This window comes from Paenibacillus peoriae KCTC 3763 (assembly GCF_000236805.1).
Lineage (GTDB): Bacteria > Bacillota > Bacilli > Paenibacillales > Paenibacillaceae > Paenibacillus > Paenibacillus peoriae.
In genome coordinates this window covers 82962-98335 of the sequence record NZ_AGFX01000029.1, presented here as the reverse complement: position 1 = coordinate 98335, position 15374 = coordinate 82962, and the positions used below count along the sequence as shown (strand labels likewise).

The 15374-nt window shown below is 49.0% G+C and carries 13 protein-coding genes; 5 read left to right on the top strand and 8 right to left on the bottom strand.

The window, feature by feature from the left end; all coding sequences use genetic code 11:
- Nucleotides 1-161: 161 nt before the first annotated feature.
- The gene (locus KQI_RS0115650) at nt 162-788 is read left to right on the top strand and encodes a nitroreductase family protein (RefSeq protein ID WP_010347756.1); all 627 of its coding nucleotides are present in this window, start codon (nt 162-164) and stop codon (nt 786-788) included.
- 99 nt (nt 789-887) lie between these two features.
- Here the strand turns inward: KQI_RS0115650 and mprF are convergent, their stop codons facing one another.
- Nucleotides 888-3530: a bifunctional lysylphosphatidylglycerol flippase/synthetase MprF gene (gene mprF, locus KQI_RS0115645; RefSeq protein WP_029390187.1), complete on the bottom strand. Its 2643-nt coding sequence runs from the start codon at nt 3528-3530 to the stop codon at nt 888-890.
- Nucleotides 3531-3747: 217 nt separating this feature from the next.
- Here mprF and KQI_RS0115640 point away from each other — a divergent pair, with 217 nt between their 5' ends.
- The gene (locus KQI_RS0115640) at nt 3748-4509 is read left to right on the top strand and encodes an AAA family ATPase (RefSeq protein ID WP_010347754.1); all 762 of its coding nucleotides are present in this window, start codon (nt 3748-3750) and stop codon (nt 4507-4509) included.
- Between the two features lie 200 nt (nt 4510-4709).
- The gene (locus tag KQI_RS0115635) at nt 4710-5912 is read left to right on the top strand and encodes an MFS transporter (protein ID WP_010347753.1); all 1203 of its coding nucleotides are present in this window, start codon (nt 4710-4712) and stop codon (nt 5910-5912) included.
- 67 nt (nt 5913-5979) lie between these two features.
- Here the strand turns inward: KQI_RS0115635 and bioC are convergent, their stop codons facing one another.
- Genes bioC through bioA form a run of 5 tightly spaced genes read right to left on the bottom strand, consistent with a single transcriptional unit; the run spans nt 5980 to nt 10849 of the window.
- The gene (gene bioC / locus KQI_RS0115630) at nt 5980-6855 is read right to left on the bottom strand and encodes a malonyl-ACP O-methyltransferase BioC (RefSeq protein WP_010347752.1); all 876 of its coding nucleotides are present in this window, start codon (nt 6853-6855) and stop codon (nt 5980-5982) included.
- Complete coding sequence (locus tag KQI_RS0115625; protein ID WP_010347751.1) at nt 6845-7576, bottom strand: alpha/beta hydrolase; 732 nt, start codon at nt 7574-7576, stop codon at nt 6845-6847. Before KQI_RS0115625 ends, bioC begins: the two co-directional genes overlap by 11 nt.
- Complete coding sequence (gene bioF / locus KQI_RS0115620) at nt 7561-8742, bottom strand: 8-amino-7-oxononanoate synthase (protein ID WP_029390186.1); 1182 nt, start codon at nt 8740-8742, stop codon at nt 7561-7563. Before bioF ends, KQI_RS0115625 begins: the two co-directional genes overlap by 16 nt.
- 14 nt (nt 8743-8756) lie before the next feature.
- Nucleotides 8757-9485, bottom strand: a complete 729-nt coding sequence (gene bioD, locus KQI_RS0115615; RefSeq protein WP_029390185.1) for a dethiobiotin synthase — start codon at nt 9483-9485, stop codon at nt 8757-8759.
- Complete coding sequence (gene bioA / locus KQI_RS0115610) at nt 9482-10849, bottom strand: adenosylmethionine--8-amino-7-oxononanoate transaminase (protein WP_010347748.1); 1368 nt, start codon at nt 10847-10849, stop codon at nt 9482-9484. Before bioA ends, bioD begins: the two co-directional genes overlap by 4 nt.
- Before the next feature lie 175 nt (nt 10850-11024).
- On the opposite strand from bioA, the gene KQI_RS0115605 reads away from it, so the two are divergent.
- The gene (locus KQI_RS0115605) at nt 11025-12077 is read left to right on the top strand and encodes a lactonase family protein (RefSeq protein WP_010347745.1); all 1053 of its coding nucleotides are present in this window, start codon (nt 11025-11027) and stop codon (nt 12075-12077) included.
- An 84-nt stretch (nt 12078-12161) separates the two neighbouring features.
- Here KQI_RS0115605 and KQI_RS0115600 read toward each other — a convergent pair whose 3' ends face one another.
- Together KQI_RS0115600 and KQI_RS0115595 are read right to left on the bottom strand one after the other, a co-directional pair.
- A complete protein-coding gene (locus KQI_RS0115600; RefSeq protein ID WP_010347744.1) occupies nt 12162-13118 on the bottom strand; it encodes an ArsR/SmtB family transcription factor in 957 nt (318 codons plus the stop codon).
- Between the two features lie 241 nt (nt 13119-13359).
- Nucleotides 13360-14319, bottom strand: a complete 960-nt coding sequence (locus KQI_RS0115595; RefSeq protein ID WP_010347743.1) for a hypothetical protein — start codon at nt 14317-14319, stop codon at nt 13360-13362.
- A 388-nt stretch (nt 14320-14707) separates the two neighbouring features.
- On the opposite strand from KQI_RS0115595, the gene KQI_RS0115585 reads away from it, so the two are divergent.
- Nucleotides 14708-15340 carry an NAD(P)-dependent oxidoreductase gene (locus KQI_RS0115585; protein WP_010347740.1) on the top strand — a complete coding sequence of 211 codons (633 nt, stop codon included), beginning with the start codon at nt 14708-14710 and terminating at the stop codon, nt 15338-15340.
- Nucleotides 15341-15374: the final 34 nt, after the last annotated feature.

Sequence of the window (15374 nt, the reverse complement as noted above, 5' to 3'; positions counted from 1 at the left end):
TGAATGTCTTACACGTATTTTACTGCATTTTGAGTGAAGGGTCATCATTACTTAAACATATTGACATCATTCACTATCATTTTTATAATTGCAGTAGTTTGGGAAGTTAATGAGAATTCAAGTTAGATATATATTATGAAAACATTAGGAGTGTGCCCACAATGTCAAGCATCCAAAAGAACGAAACACTTTCTGTTATTAGTGAAAGACACGCGGTGAAAAGCTATGTGAAGGATTTTAAATTGCCGGAGGGCGACCTGGAAGCTATTTTGACAGCTGCTATAGAAGCGCCTTCTGCCTGGAATCTTCAACACTGGAAATTCCTCGTGATTGAAAGCGAAGCGGACAAGCAAAAATTGCTGCCTATCGCCTACAACCAGGGTCAAGTCGCGGAAAGCTCCGTAACGATTGCCGTGTTGGGCGATTTGGAAGCAAACCGTAACGCAGTCATTTATGATCAAGCGGTAGAAGCAGGCACATTGCCAGCAGAAATTCGTGATGCCTTGGTGGGCCAAATCAACGGTGCATACCAAAGTCCGCAAGTGGCTCGCGATGCAGCGATCCTGAACTCTGCTTTTGCGGCACAAAACATTATGCTGGCTGCTAAATCTCTTGGTTATGACACTTGCGCTATGGGTGGTTTCATTCCAGCACAGCTGATCGAGCAATTCAACATTCCAGCACGTTACCTGCCAACCGTGCTTATTAGTGTAGGTAAGGCACAAGTGCCAGCACGTCCATCAGGACGTTTTCCTCTGTCCGAAGTTGTTGTAAAAGGCAGCTTCTAAGGAATCCTTTCAAAATCAAAAGGGTGTTCCTGCAACCGTTGCTGGTTGCGGAACACCCTTTTTTGCTGTTGGGTTTTGCTGTTCTCAGCATGCTCTCGTTTAGTCCGAACGCTTGGACACGAGATATACCAGATCCAGTGTCAGGATTGGCAAAAAGACAGAAGCCGGATAGGCCAGATAGCGTGGCTCCCACTGCGGCTTGAACTTATCTTTAAAGCGTCGAAGCCCCTGAAAGCCGTAGAAATTCCCCCCATATTGAAACACGAGCCTGGCCAGCTTTTCCTCGCGCAGTGCCTTTTCACTTTGTCCTACCTGAGACAGTGGTGCCATGCCGAGATTAAATGTCGTATACCCGTTCTCCTTGGACCACTCAATGACCCGTGTGAATAAGTAGTCCATCGTGCCATTCGGTGTGTCAGGCAGGTGGCGCATCAGATCAATGGAAACCGTCTGTCCACGATCATAGGCAGGGGCCATTGTAGCAAAGGCGATGACCTTTCCTTCGGGGTCCTTTAACAGTGCAATGGGTGCTAGCTGAAGATAAGGTTCTTTGAACCAGCCGAGTGAATATCCCTTTTCCTTGCGTCCTTCCAGCCAGATGTTAGAAATATGACGCAGTTCCTCCATGAGTGACGATTTTAGAGGCGGCTGAATCATTTCGAACGAGTAGCCCTCGCGGTCAAAGCGGTTTTTGGCGCTGCGCAGCGCCTGGTTGCTTTTGCCTGTCAGTGTAAAGGACTCCAGTGGCACCAGCGCTTCCTCGCCCAGCTTGAAAAAGCGATAGCCGTTCTCGTGATAGATGGACAAATACTCCGGTGATGCCTGATAAAATACAGCCGTCAACGCATACCGATCTGCGAAGCGCTGGAATTCCTGAATCGCTTCACTCACCCGTTCTTTTGGACCGAGCGGGTCGCCCAATACAATCAGCTTGTCCCGGCTGCGAGCATAGGGAATAGCCACTTCTTCGTTCTTGGTCCAATACAGATATTTATCACCGAGAAAAAGCATATGAGAAACGAGATTACCGCCCTGTCGATCCAAAAACTCCTTTAGCTTATCCAGCTCCTGTGCGTCGGGCAGATTTCCGATTCTGCGCTGTGGTCTAAGGAAGAAATACACCGTCAGGAACACCCATGCCAAAATCAAACTGAACACGGCAGTAACCCCATAATCGCTGCGATTCATAAAAAAATCCAGATGAACCTTGGCATGCAGATGGCGCATAAACGGAGTATTGGAGCCTGCTCCAATCATAAAATAGGCCCCGGTCACGAGGAGAGATAACCCGCCCCATATAAAAATGTTGTGCCGATTCAGCGGCGCACTGACCCGATAAAACCGTGAACGCGAAATCCACAGCATTAATGCCACGAACAGCAGGAACAAGGCTTCTTCAAAATCCAGACCTTTGATGAAGGTGAAAATAGCACCCGCCAACAGCAGTATCAACGTTAATCGCAATGCTCTGCGAATACGCAGCGATATCCCGTGGGACAGGACGACAAGCATAATCCCGATGATGACCGAGATATCATGCGATAAGCGCATGACAGGCAGACTGAGCAAATGCTCGGCAAAACGAAGCCGATATAACAGGCCGGGGGTAGCCGCAGACAAAAGAAGCACAACGCCTGAGATGAGTACGAGCTTACCAAGCGCCCATACCCCCAGATCGGCCAAAAACCGGAACTGACCAGGCCAGCCCCATACCTTCTGCCAGGCATTGAGGGAGTAATCCCAACCTGTCTCAGCCAGCTGGCTCAAGCGCTCGTTGCGCGGAATCATCTCCAGTGCGGCCAAGACCAGGCCGACCAGCCACGGAATGATGAAATAAAAGACGCGAAAGACCAATAGCACAGCCAGGGTCCGATCCGGATTGGCACCCTCCAATTGCAGTCCAAGCAGGGCAATGATGTCGAAAGCACCGACCCCTCCGGGTGCGAGACTGATGAGTCCGGCTATCGCGGCAATGACATAAATGCCGAACACGGCATTGATTGGCAGCTCATGGAGCAAGTATGAGCCGATCCATGCAAAGGTAAGACCGGCCAGCAGCCATTCCAGCAGCGAAGCGCCAATGGAGGCGGAGATAGTGGACCAGGAGAGCCGGCCTTCTCCCTTATTGAACCATTTGGCGTAACGCTTGGATCGTTGAAGGATCAGAAACAGCGGCAGGTACAACGCCATTCCCCATAGCGCCCAATGAAGCCACGGATGAGCATCCAGTACGGGCTGGACCGGATACAGATGGATAATGACTCCCCAAGCCAGTAAAGACAATCCTGTAATGACGATAGGTGAAAGGAATACGACCGCAGAGGTAATGACACCCAGCGGCACGCCGTTTTTTTTGTACAGCACAGTGCGTAGTCCCGCGCCTGTAAAGCCTGCAAAGCCAAAGACATTATTGAAGGTATTGGAGATCCAGGCGTACCGAAATGTCGTTCCAGGCTTGACCTGAAGCTTGAAATGATGCCTGATCACGTAATCGTATGCGCTCATGGCTGCCACGGCTACCAGTGAGAACACGCCGATTTCGATGAGGAATACGGCATCCATTCGCCGCAGCTCATGAAGCATACGCGCCAGATTGAAGCTTTTTAGCTCACGTCCAGCCTCCCATATAATAAAAGCCAGTACAGCCAGCGGTAGCAAAATACGCGTCATTCGCTGCCTGTAGATGGTTATTATGAACTGTACGATTTTAAAGGATTGTATTGGTTTGTGATTTGGATTCATCGATTCACCTGCCTGAAAATAATGAAATATACCCTGCTGAATGAAACACCGAGATTTCATGCCCCCTAAACAGGCTACTATATATTATACCTGTATTTATCGCTTCAATAACAACAGAAGGGTTACGAAAATGGGATTCCAGATTGATCGCTGTAAATAATTCCAATATAATGATGGAATACCTAGTAAATTGCTTGGCAATGGAGCTGAAATGGACATGAGTATATGGGATCGCAATCTTTTTATACGTCGATTGGAGCTGTTGTGGCCTTCAGATGCTGACAGGAACCAATACCCTTTTAACTTAAAAGCTCTTCACCAGTGGAATGAGCTCAAATTCCATCCTTCCGTTACTTATATTGTTGGAGAAAACGGCGTAGGTAAATCGACGCTTATGGAGGCAATCGCAGTCGCCTGGGGATTTAATGCAGAGGGTGGTACTAAAAATTTTAATTTTTCGACACAAGCCACACATTCCTCGCTGCATGAGCATATCCGACTGGTAAGAGGGGTAGATAAGCCAAGGGATGGCTTCTTTTTCCGGGCGGAGAGCTACTATAATGTGGCAACTCATATTGATGAGCTGGATCGAGAAGGAAGAGGTCGACCCATTCGAGCGTCCTACGGGGGGAAGTCGCTGCATGAGCAGTCGCATGGCGAGTCTTTTTTTGCTGCATTTGTGCATCGGTTTGGCGGACACGGGCTGTATATTCTGGATGAGCCGGAGGCTGCATTATCGCCTTTGCGCCAGATGGCCATGCTTGCACGGATTCACGAACTTGTACAGCAGGGCTCACAGTTTATCATTTCTACGCACTCCCCGATTTTGATGGCCTATCCTGACTCTGTTTTGTATCATCTGACACATGAAGGAATCGATACCAGGACGCTGGAGGAAACCGATCATTTCGTCATCATGAAGCAATTTTTGAATAACAAGGAAAAGATGCTGCATGAGCTATTCGAGAATCCCCATTAAGGAATGGGAGAAGAGGGACAGCCTTGTAATCAGGGTTGTTCCTTTTTGCTGTCTTGTCAAAGGAAAGATTCAGGGTTAACGGAAGTATTTTATGATTGTTATTTGTCTCTCGCTCTATTAATATAGTTTTGTTGATGAAATAGCTGCAAAATAAGATTTTCGCATACGAAATAAAGATGCTGAGGAGGACAAAACGCAACATGTCAGATTCACAACAGTTGAAAATGGGACCGCTGGTCATTTTGATGATTAATATGTTTATTGCCATGCTGGGAATTGGGCTGATCATCCCGATCCTCCCCAAATTTATGAATTCCTTGGGAGGTAGTGGTGAAACGGGAGGCTACCTGGTTGCCGTGTTTGGCTTGACCCAGTTTCTGTTTTCACCGTTAGCTGGAGGATGGTCCGATAAATACGGGCGTAAAAAAATGATTATTATCGGTTTGGCAATCATGACGGTGTCTTCTGTATTATTTGCTATTGGACACTCGTTGACGATGCTATATATTTCCCGTTTGCTGGGAGGAGCAGGGGCTGCCTTTATGATTCCTCCGATGATGGCTTATATTGCTGACATTACAACGGTACACAATCGCGGCAGAGGAATGGGTTTGCTGGGCGCCGCCATGTCTCTTGGCTTTGTTATCGGCCCTGGTGTGGGCGGTTTTCTGGCGGATATCTCAATGCGCACGCCTTTATATGTTTCGGCCTGCGTATCGGGCTTGGCTGCACTGATCTCATTGATTTTGCTGCCCGAAACTTTGTCGCTCGAGAAGCAGTTGGAATTTCGGAATGTTAAGGCCAAGCGCGATAATGTGATTAAGCAGTTTGCACTTTCTTTTCGCAAACCGTATTTTATGCTGCTGATTATGATATTCACGCTCACCTTTGGGCTAACGCATTTTGAAACCATGTTCCCTTTCTTCGTAACGGGTAAGTTCCATTACAATGAGCGTGATATTGCCATCATCATTACAGTAGGTGCATTGGTCGGAACCGTGATTCAGGCTGTGGTCATCAGTCCGCTGTTGAATCGTTTTGGTGAAAAAAGTGTTATTATAGGTTCCTTTCTGTTTTCTGCGATTTCCCTTGTGCTTATGCTGCTCTCGGGTAACTTTTATTATGTACTTGGGGTTTCACTTATCTTCTTTACCGCCACGTCGCTACTGCGACCAGCCATTAATACCGCTTTATCCAAAATGGCGGGAGATGAGCAGGGCGTTGCAGCCGGGATGAACAATGCCTATATGAGTATCGGTAATATTCTGGGACCTGCGCTGGCGGGTACGTTGTTCAAGGTGCATATCAATTTGCCGTACATTTTCGGGGCAGCCATTCTCATTCTTAGCTTGGGGCTGGCTTTAAAATGGAACAGCAGAGGCACACAGACCACAGCGGTGTAGTATGATTGAAAAACAGGACGTTTCTTGAACGAAACGGCCCTGTTTTTTTTGATTTACATCCTTAAGATCAACGAGTTTTTGCTGCCTGAATAAGTACAATATCATAAGTCGCTGCAACACCTTTCGGTGTGCTGAAACGATCTTCATACTCTTTATACAGACTGGTGAACAGACGCCGTGATCCGAGACTGTGGGAAATAACGGCTTCTGAAGTGCTAGCTCCCAGTGATTTTACAGATAATAGGAAATCTCTTGGTGAAGCGTATTCTTCCGTAAACAACTTACATTTATATTGAATATCGGAAAAACCAGCTGTTGTTAATGAATCTTTCCATTGCTTTGCAGATTGAAACGAGAGTCCATGTCTCTGAGGCACCATACCTTTAGCACGGTACACTTCTTCAAAAGCTGTATGCAGCTCGTGGAAGGTACGAGGCCCGAAGGTCGCGAATGCGAGTATCCCTCCGGGGCGAAGCAGTCGATAAAGGTAATTCAGTGTTTGCTGCGGCTGGCTCAACCATTGGAAACAAGCGCTGGAAACGATGAGATCGAACGAAGAGGCAGGAGCGTTAGCCGCCCACATTTCGACATCGGCAAGTAAAAAGTGAATATCAGATGAAGGCCTATCGTTCGAGCCTACAGGGATTGCGGGGTTTGCAGTACTCAGCACACGCTGTTCAGCGGCCAGAAGCATTGCAGGTGCAATATCCAGCGCAGTAATAGATGAGTGCAGCCATCTGTTCACCAAAATTTCAGTTAGATTACCGGTGCCACATCCGATCTCAAGTATGCCGTGTTTGCTGGAATCGTCAGCATTTGCCTGTTGCATAAGGAATTCTGCAAGCATGTCCGCCATGGTGCGCTGCACATGGGCATGCGTATCATACAACCCTGCCGCGCTGCGGTTAAATTGCCGTGCAATCGCTGCTTTTCTATTGGTCATGCCACCAACTCCTAATTGATTCAGCCATAGGGGTCTCCCTTCCCACAAACGGAGCATGCCCGCTATCGGGTATGGCTAGTAGTTTTGCCTGAGGCAATTGCATGAGCATTTCCTCTGCCGCCTCGTAAGGACATATTTGATCTTCGGTACCGTGAATAAGAAGAACTGGACAATGAATGGCCGGAAGTCGAGAGAGGCATTCCACATGACGGAGGGTTTCAAGTCCCGCGATGAGTGCCGGAGTTGTCCAGTTGCCTGTAAGGAAACGATGGTTGCTGAGATCCGACGCTGTTTCCAAGTCCGTAAACATCATCTGCCTGAATTTGCTTTCTATAGCCTGCCGATCTCTTTGGATTCCGGTGATCATCTGCCTGACATAGACATCTGCCCAGCCGCGATTCTGTTGTTCTTTGGGACGGGTAAACCTGGATGTTGCTGAAAAAAGTATCAGTCCATCTGCCAGTTTCTGATCCGCGAGTTTCAATGCCAATAACCCGCCCAGTGACCAGCCTCCTATCAGCAAAGGACCGGAGCATGAGGAAAGTAGACCTCTCGCAGCCGTTTCGGTCAAATGCAGTATCTCCTCGGAGGAAGCGGCAGCGCTGTAATCTACAGAAGCATGATGAAAATCAGGGAGAAGCCCGCGAAGCCGATCAAAGACCTTATTTGACATACTCCATCCGGTCAGCCACAGGATGGTGCCACTTAATTGTGACCGCATGATTCCAAAACCCCCAGTTGAAGTCCCAGCCTGCAAATTTTCGTAACGGCATCTGCTAGCTCCTTCAGGGAATGTGCTGCCGATAAAGAGAAGCGAATTCGCGCAGTCCCCTGGGGTACTGTTGGAGGGCGAATGGCTATCGCCGCAATACCTTCGTTTTCCAGAGCACTGCTAAATTGCAGAGCCTTATGATTATGACCCAGCAGCAAGGGTACAATTGCAGAGTCTCCGTGACCGATGTTAAAACCCGCTTCACATAATGAGGAACGAAAAAATTCGCTTGCTGCGACCAGCCGTTCACGACGCCAGTGTTCTGTTTGTATCAGCTTCAATGCTTGGACAGCCCCCGCTATAAGAGAAGGGGGGAGTGCCGTTGAATAGATAAGCGGCCTCGCTTTATTTATCAGCCATCTGATGAGCGTCTCATTTCCACAAACATAAGCTCCGTAGACGCCAAACGATTTGCTGAGTGTTCCCATATGAATATCCACATCATTTTTGACTCCGAGTGCAGAGGCCAATCCCTCACCACGTGAACCGTAAACCCCTCCGCTATGTGCCTCGTCAACCATCAGCAGAGCATTATACTCCCGTTTGAGCGCAATAAGGTCGAGCAATCGTGCCTGATCACCATCCATGGAAAAGACTGCGTCCGTCACGATGAGCTTCCGTCGTTTATCACGGGATTTATGCAATAAGGCACGCAAATGCTCTATATCGTTATGGCGATACCGTGCATGCTCGGCGCGGCTCAAAATAATGCCGTCGACGATGCTGGCATGGTTGAACTGGTCGCTGAATACCACATCGCCGCGGCCCACAAGCGCACTAATGACACCAATATTGGCTGTATACCCGCTTGCGAAGACAAGTGCCGCATCACAGTTTTGCCATGCTGCCAACGCTTTTTCAAGCTGTGCATAGGGCTGTCGATTGCCGGTTACAAGCCTGGAGGCACCGGCGCCGGCTCCTTCCTTGAGGAGTGCATCACGCATCGCTTCGATAATGGCAGGATGGCGGGCAAGCCCCAGATAGTCATTCGAGGACAAGTCGAGTAGTGCTCGTCCGTCATGCAGCACATAACCAGGACTTTCGGGGATAGGGACATGGGTACGTAAGCGGCGTCCCAATGATGCGTAGTCTAATGCCTCAAGTTCTTTATTCATCCAAAGGATGATCATCACCACCTTATTAATGACAATGCTTGTCTGATCGGCGCTAATTGAATGGTTCTTCGAACAGAATGGATAAGCATCTCGGTATTTGCCTTGTCATGTAAGTATGGAAAATGTCCAAGGACCTTCAGGCCGCCGCTGTACTGTTCGATGAGTTCTGTATTTGTCATGGCACTTGGATCATCCAGGGCGTCAATACATTCGCTGTTGTTCATAATGATGCCTACAATCGGGATTCCGCGCTGCTGTAAGAAGGAAATGGTCAAAAGGGTATGATTGATTGTACCCAGACCGGATCTGGCTACAATCAGAACAGGTACGTGAAGCATGGAAATCAGGTCAATCACCAGCGCGTCTTCGGTCAGCGGTACAGCGACCCCGCCCGCGCCTTCAATAAGCAGTGCCTGATAGCGCCCGATAAGTGGTTCTCCTGCGGTGATGATCTCCTGAAGACTAAGCGTCACACCAGCCAGCTTGGCAGCAAGCATTGGGGTCAGAGGTGCTTCGAACGTAAAAGGCGCTACAGCCTCGGGGCGTTCACAGATGCCTGTACTTTGCAGCAGACGTTCGGCATCCGTGGCTCCGCTTCCAAGAAGGCTGCCGGACTGAACAGGCTTCCAGACACCTGTATTCAGACCTTCTGCACGCAGCGTAGCGGCAAGAGCCGATGTCACAATGGTCTTCCCAACGCTGGTATCCGTACCGGTTATAAACATTCCCCGTAGTGTGCTCATATCGTTAATCCATTTTCGGTGACGTCCACAATGGATGCTGCCAAAATATCTGTCATAGCATTCAACTCATCCTCTGTGCTGGCAAGAGGAGGGATAAATACAACAACATTGCCAAGCGGTCTTGTAAGCATTCCAAGTTCTCTTGCACGCTCGGCAGCGCGAACGCCGATCCGGTCTTTCCAGCCGTATGGCTCGCGTGAGGCCTTATCCCGTACGAGTTCGATTCCGATCATCAGGCCCTTTTGCCGAATTTCACCGACATGCGGACGTTCTTTAAGTGCCATAAGCTTTTGCTCGACGAGTGAGGCCTTTGATATTACGTCTTTGAGCATATCCCGCTCCTCCATTCGTTTTAGACTGGCCAAAGCAACGGCACAGCCAAGTGGGTTTCCGGTAAAGGAGTGTCCGTGGAAAAATGTTTTTTGCTCTTGATAATCGGCATAGAAGGCATCGTATATCTCGTCAGTCGCAAGTGTCGCGGCGACGGGCAAGTAGCCGCCAGTGAGTCCTTTGCCAACAACCATCAGATCAGGCGCAACGCCTTCCAGATCGCAGGCAAACATGGCTCCTGTACGACCGAAGCCTGTTGCGACTTCGTCCGCGATGAGAAGTACATGATGTTTACGGCAAAGCAAAGCCATTTCCCGCAAACAGCCTGGCGGCATGATGATCATTCCTGCCGCTCCCTGCACGATTGGCTCCACTATGAGAGCTGCTATTTCATCCCCACGAGTCTCCAGCAAACTGCGTAAAGCAGTTAAAGTAGACTCCATTGCACCCGCTGCGCCGCCTTTGTGGCGATAAGCATAAGGATAAGGAATGGTTTCTGTGGGAAACAACATCGGTCGGAACACATCATGATACAGGGGAATCGCGCCAACGCTGACTGCCCCGATGGTATCCCCATGGTACGCTTGATTCATCGTAATAAATGTCTTTTTCTGATGTACTCCGCGGTTGTGCCAGTATTGAAACGCCATTTTGATTGCGATTTCGACACCGGTTGCTCCTGAATCGGAGTAAAACACTTTGTTTAAGCCCTTGGGGGTGATTCCCACCAGCTTCTCGGCCAATTCAATGGCAGGTATATTCGCCATTCCCAGCAGTGTAGAGTGGGCGACCCGCTCTAACTGATCCGTGATGGCCTGATTCAGTTCCGGTACGTTGTGACCATGTACATTCAGCCAAACAGACGAGAATCCGTCATAATAAGACCGGCCCTGGATGTCATACAGTTTGACACCTTGACCACGCTCAATAATAAGAGGGTCCGACTTGTTGTAATCTTTCATTTGAGTAAAGGGAAGCCATAAGTGCGCCTTATTCATGGCGGCGAGACGTTCATAGTGCGTAATGATCACCATCCTTCACCAATCTATTGTTTTAATTGTCAACCAAAATGGATTTTATATGGTTGACAATTAACTTTAACAATATAACAAAACAAAAAGTTTGTGTAAAGAGAATCAAAGTGTACTTTGGAGTCGATTATGGGTAATAGTGTAAGACAACGCAGCAACGGAGGGAGGCATGAGCCATATGGATGAACAATATGAGCAGTTATTTTATACAGGAACTTATGCGTCTCGGGATGAAAGAGGGATTTATGTATGTGCTTTGGATATAGAAGACGGTGATCTGCGCATCATTGGTGGTGTGGAGGGGATTGAGCGGCCTTCTTTTCTGGCACTGCACCCGGATGGGGAAAAGCTGTACGCTGCCAGTGAGACAGAGGAAGGTGAGTTGTATGCGTACCAGGTAAATATCCAGACAGGGGAGCTGCATCCTTTGGATCGGAAAGGGACGGAGGGAGCACACACCTGCTATGTAGCCGTAACAGCGGATGGACATTATGTACTGGCAGCTAACTATTCAGGCGGGAATGCCACTATATTTCCGACGACGGAAACAGGAGGGTTGGGAGATATGTCGGGGCAGGTTCAGCATACAGGCTCAGGTATTCGCCAGGACCGTCTGGATGCAGCACATCCCCATTCGATTATTCCTGATCCTTCAGGACAGTATGCCTTGGTATGTGATCTGGGTTTGGATCAGATTGTCGTATACCGTTTGACAGCGGATGGACAATTGGTGACCCATCGTGAAGCAGATTTACCGCCCGGCTCCGGCCCGCGCCATCTGGTGTTTCATCCTTCACGTCCCTATGCTTTTGTCGCCAATGAGTTGAACAATACCGTCGCCGTATTTGGCTACAATGAACGTAATGGAGAGCTTACATTGCTGCAAAGCCTGTCCACATTGCCGCCAGGCATCATTGATGTTGAAAATACAGCTGCAGATATTCGGATTACACCCTGTGGGCGCTATGTATACGTGTCAAACCGGGGACATGACAGCATTGTGCTGTACCATGTCGATCAGCGCAGCGGCAAGCTGAAGGCGGTCGAATGGGTGGAAACTTTCGGCAGTACGCCGCGCAACTTTAACATTCTGTCGGGCTATCTAGTGGTGGCGAATCAGGATGGAAATAACATCGTATCTTTTGCTATCCATGATGATGACGGTCGGTTGACACGAACGGGCTATGTGCTGGAGGTTCCTTCTCCTGTATGCATTGAGCCTGTACGGTAGCCGAGCATAGGAAAACACGGCGCTTTGCTTCCATGAAAGGCATGGGCAAAACGCCGTGTTTCAGGTCCTGAAGCGGATGGAGAGCTATTTGCCAGGCTCCTCGACTTCAATCGTTGCTGTTTTTGTGTGGTTTTCGGCAGGTTTATAGTACAAGCGGAACAGTATATCCTGGTTGTAGTTACCGAATCCGGTACCGAACAGGGTTACCCCTCCAATATGCTGGGCATCATCCAGTATGGCAATACGGAATTTCCATTGCTTCTGATCAATCAGCACCTGGCTTAAAGTCACATCGGATATCTGCTTGCCGTCCATAAAAGTACCCTCGGACGTAATGCGAAGTCTTTTGAGCAGACCGTATTGGTTGATGAAGTCTGGCCACCATGCGGGTGTGTATTTACCGCGGTTATCCCCGAAGTCCCCTGGGCTGGTCCAAGTCCCCAGATTGACATCATTCAGAAAAAAAGTAATGTCTGACGGCCAATTATCATTGGTAAAAGGTGCCTCAGACGATAGCTCCATCGAAATTTCCAGTTCCTCGGCCTTTTGGCTGGACAGCAGGAAATTGGGGACCTTATAATCCATATATCCCTGGCTAAACCACAGGATTTTGGAATTGAAGCGCTCAGGGTCCAGGAATGAACGAGGCTCGTCGAATTCTCCGATGATTTTTTCGACGGTGGCCAATCCACAGGTCGGCTGAATTTCAAAATCCGTAAAGTGTCCGACGGAAATTTCCGTCTGATGAAATTGCCGCACATCCTGCTGATAGCGTGGCATGGCGATCTCAATTTTGTCCGTAGCCAGCGAGCACACCTTCTGAACTCCACCACGTCCAGGCAGCATTTTAGTCGAAATAATGGACGCTCTCTCCAGCTTTTTGACATGCATGGTCATGATCGCACTGCTAAGTCCCAGCGCTTCCGCCAACTCACGTATATTCATAGGCTTTTCCGCAAGCAGAACAATCATATTCAGCCGAACCTCACTGGCCAGCGCTTCATATACGGGAAGTGATTTTTCAGAAATGTCCAGTTGCATAGTTCCTCCAATTCTAACGCACATCAATTGATGGTAGTTTAACATATATGTTTTTTTCAATATTCATACATAAAAAACGATATGATTTACATTTATATAAACAATATACCCTTTCCTTGATTGCTGACACAAGCCTAACCCCTCAAAAAGCTCAAAATTGTTCAAAAAACAGGACACCCCTAAAGCCATTCGCTGATTACTGATTGTTGGGATGTCCTGATGGTGGTATGTGGTTTGAGGGTTAATATCGGGTATGTTCTTCTGTCAAAGATGAGTCAGACGTTCTACTTTTGTCTGCCACATGTCCCCCTTGCTGAGGTGAATCAGCTTTCATCAGACCGGGATGACCGACATAAGGGCGATCACTCCGTGAGCGGCCTCGGGTGAGCCGGAAGCCGAGCAAAAACAGCACAAGCTGCACAGCGAGTATGTAAGGAGAAGCCTCCGGTCCGATCCATTGAAACAGAGCAACAGCAGCAATCACTATAGACAACAGGCTTGTTGGAAAATGGGAAGCCGTTACGTCCAGATCATTTTGTCTGCGTAGGGTCATCAGACGATATGCATACAGCAGCGCGATCAACCCGGATACAAATCTCATCCATGTACATCCTATAAGCCAGTAGGCAGATGGCATAGTATTGGACAGACTGCTATCGACATTGCTGGACGATGCCAATTCCACAAGCAGCCTTGAGACCAGCCAGATCATCCCGGTCAGCGCCAACGGGCCGGCTGCCGGACGAAGCAGCTTCCATAAAGCTGTCCCCCAGCCAGGAGCATGTGACTCCAGCAAGACAAGCCGTCGTTCCTCGATCAATTTGTTCATTTCGCGTTCCAGGGATTTGAGAAGCAATTCCCTGCGGAAAGCATCGCATTCTCGAAGGGATGCCTGCACCTGCTCTTGCAAGTGAGGAGTCAAATAGGGAGCAGCCTTCGCCTCCTGAAGAGCATGAATCAGACGGTTCGGGTATTGCTGCTTTTCGTTGCTGCCGTCCAGGGCAGCGCTTTGGAGGCAGCCTGCTAATCGCCCGTAGATGCGCAGGGACTCCTGCAATTCATTCAGTCGCTGCTGACGAGAATTTCGAAGCTGGGTTGCACTGTGAACGTACAGCCATACCAGCAAGAACAACGCCAGCAGTAAGGCAATCAGACCGGGTGAGATATATGCGGCTAAGGCCGCGAAGTCCGTCGGGGACACCCGCAATCCCTCCTTCCATTGTTCTTCCTACACTATTGCACAGACCGCACAGGCATTTCAAGGGCTGTCTGTGTCTGACCAAGATATATAAAGTATTTTTTGGTAAAATAGACAAGATTAAAAGCAGGGAGAGGGGATTCAGCATGACATCGAATCAACCGTACGGACAGCTTCGCGTGGAATATGCCATTCCCTCGCCCAGGAGTATCGAGCGCTACGCAAGGAAGCTGGTTTGACGCAAATTACGGATGAAGCTGCAGCCAAGGGCCTTCCGAACAGCTTGTTTGCCGTGACACTGCGGCTTGGACAAGGAATTGATTTAGGTAACTGAAATCAAATTTTGCGAAATACGAATAATAAGTAAATTACAGGAAGAGGGCAAGTTCATATGAAAGTTGTTATTTTCGGAGCAACAGGAACGATTGGTCAGGCGTTAGTGAAGGAAGCGATCAAGCGCAAGTATGAGGTAACGGCGGCGGTACGTGATCCGCAGCGGGTGACGGAGCAAAGCGAATATTTGGCGGTCGTTCAAGCGGACATTCTAAATCCAAATTCAGTTACAGAGGTGGCAAAAGGGCATGATGCTATCATTAGCGCCTACGGTCCCACATTTGGAGCGGAGGAAGAATTGCTTGAGGCAACCCGGTCTTTATTGGAAGGCACACGGCGTTCCGGTGCGGAGCGCATACTTGTGGTTGGCGGAGCCGGAAGCCTGCTAACAGAAAACGGTGAACGCCTGATGGATACCGCCGAGTTCCCTGAGGAAGTCAAGCCACTCGCGGCTGCACATGCTGAGGCACTCGAGCTGTATCGCGCTGCCGATGTGGATTGGACATATTGCAGTCCTGCCGCAATTATTGAACCGGGGAAGCGTACGGGACATTTCCGCATTGGCCTGGATCATTTGGTGGTCGACGAGCTGGGTCACAGCCGTATCTCGGTAGAGGATTATGCGGTAGCCCTGATTGATGAGCTGGTGGAAGGGGAGTTTGTCAATTCCCGTTTTACGGTTGGATACTAAGCACTAGGTGCTTCAATACGGGAGGGGAAAAAGT

Excerpts from the sequence above, each read along its gene's own strand:
- mprF (WP_029390187.1), bottom strand. The coding sequence starts at position 3,530 with ATGAATCCAAATCACAAACCAATACAATCCTTTAAAATCGTACAGTTC.
- bioD (WP_029390185.1), bottom strand. The coding sequence starts at position 9,485 with ATGAGCACACTACGGGGAATGTTTATAACCGGTACGGATACCAGCGTT.
- bioA (WP_010347748.1), bottom strand. The coding sequence starts at position 10,849 with ATGGTGATCATTACGCACTATGAACGTCTCGCCGCCATGAATAAGGCG.
- KQI_RS0115650 (WP_010347756.1), top strand. The coding sequence starts at position 162 with ATGTCAAGCATCCAAAAGAACGAAACACTTTCTGTTATTAGTGAAAGA.
- KQI_RS0115605 (WP_010347745.1), top strand. The coding sequence starts at position 11,025 with ATGGATGAACAATATGAGCAGTTATTTTATACAGGAACTTATGCGTCT.
- KQI_RS0115640 (WP_010347754.1), top strand. The coding sequence starts at position 3,748 with ATGAGTATATGGGATCGCAATCTTTTTATACGTCGATTGGAGCTGTTG.
- KQI_RS0115635 (WP_010347753.1), top strand. The coding sequence starts at position 4,710 with ATGTCAGATTCACAACAGTTGAAAATGGGACCGCTGGTCATTTTGATG.
- bioC (WP_010347752.1), bottom strand. The coding sequence starts at position 6,855 with ATGACCAATAGAAAAGCAGCGATTGCACGGCAATTTAACCGCAGCGCG.
- bioF (WP_029390186.1), bottom strand. The coding sequence starts at position 8,742 with ATGAATAAAGAACTTGAGGCATTAGACTACGCATCATTGGGACGCCGC.
- KQI_RS0115600 (WP_010347744.1), bottom strand. The coding sequence starts at position 13,118 with ATGCAACTGGACATTTCTGAAAAATCACTTCCCGTATATGAAGCGCTG.
- KQI_RS0115585 (WP_010347740.1), top strand. The coding sequence starts at position 14,708 with ATGAAAGTTGTTATTTTCGGAGCAACAGGAACGATTGGTCAGGCGTTA.
- KQI_RS0115625 (WP_010347751.1), bottom strand. The coding sequence starts at position 7,576 with ATGCGGTCACAATTAAGTGGCACCATCCTGTGGCTGACCGGATGGAGT.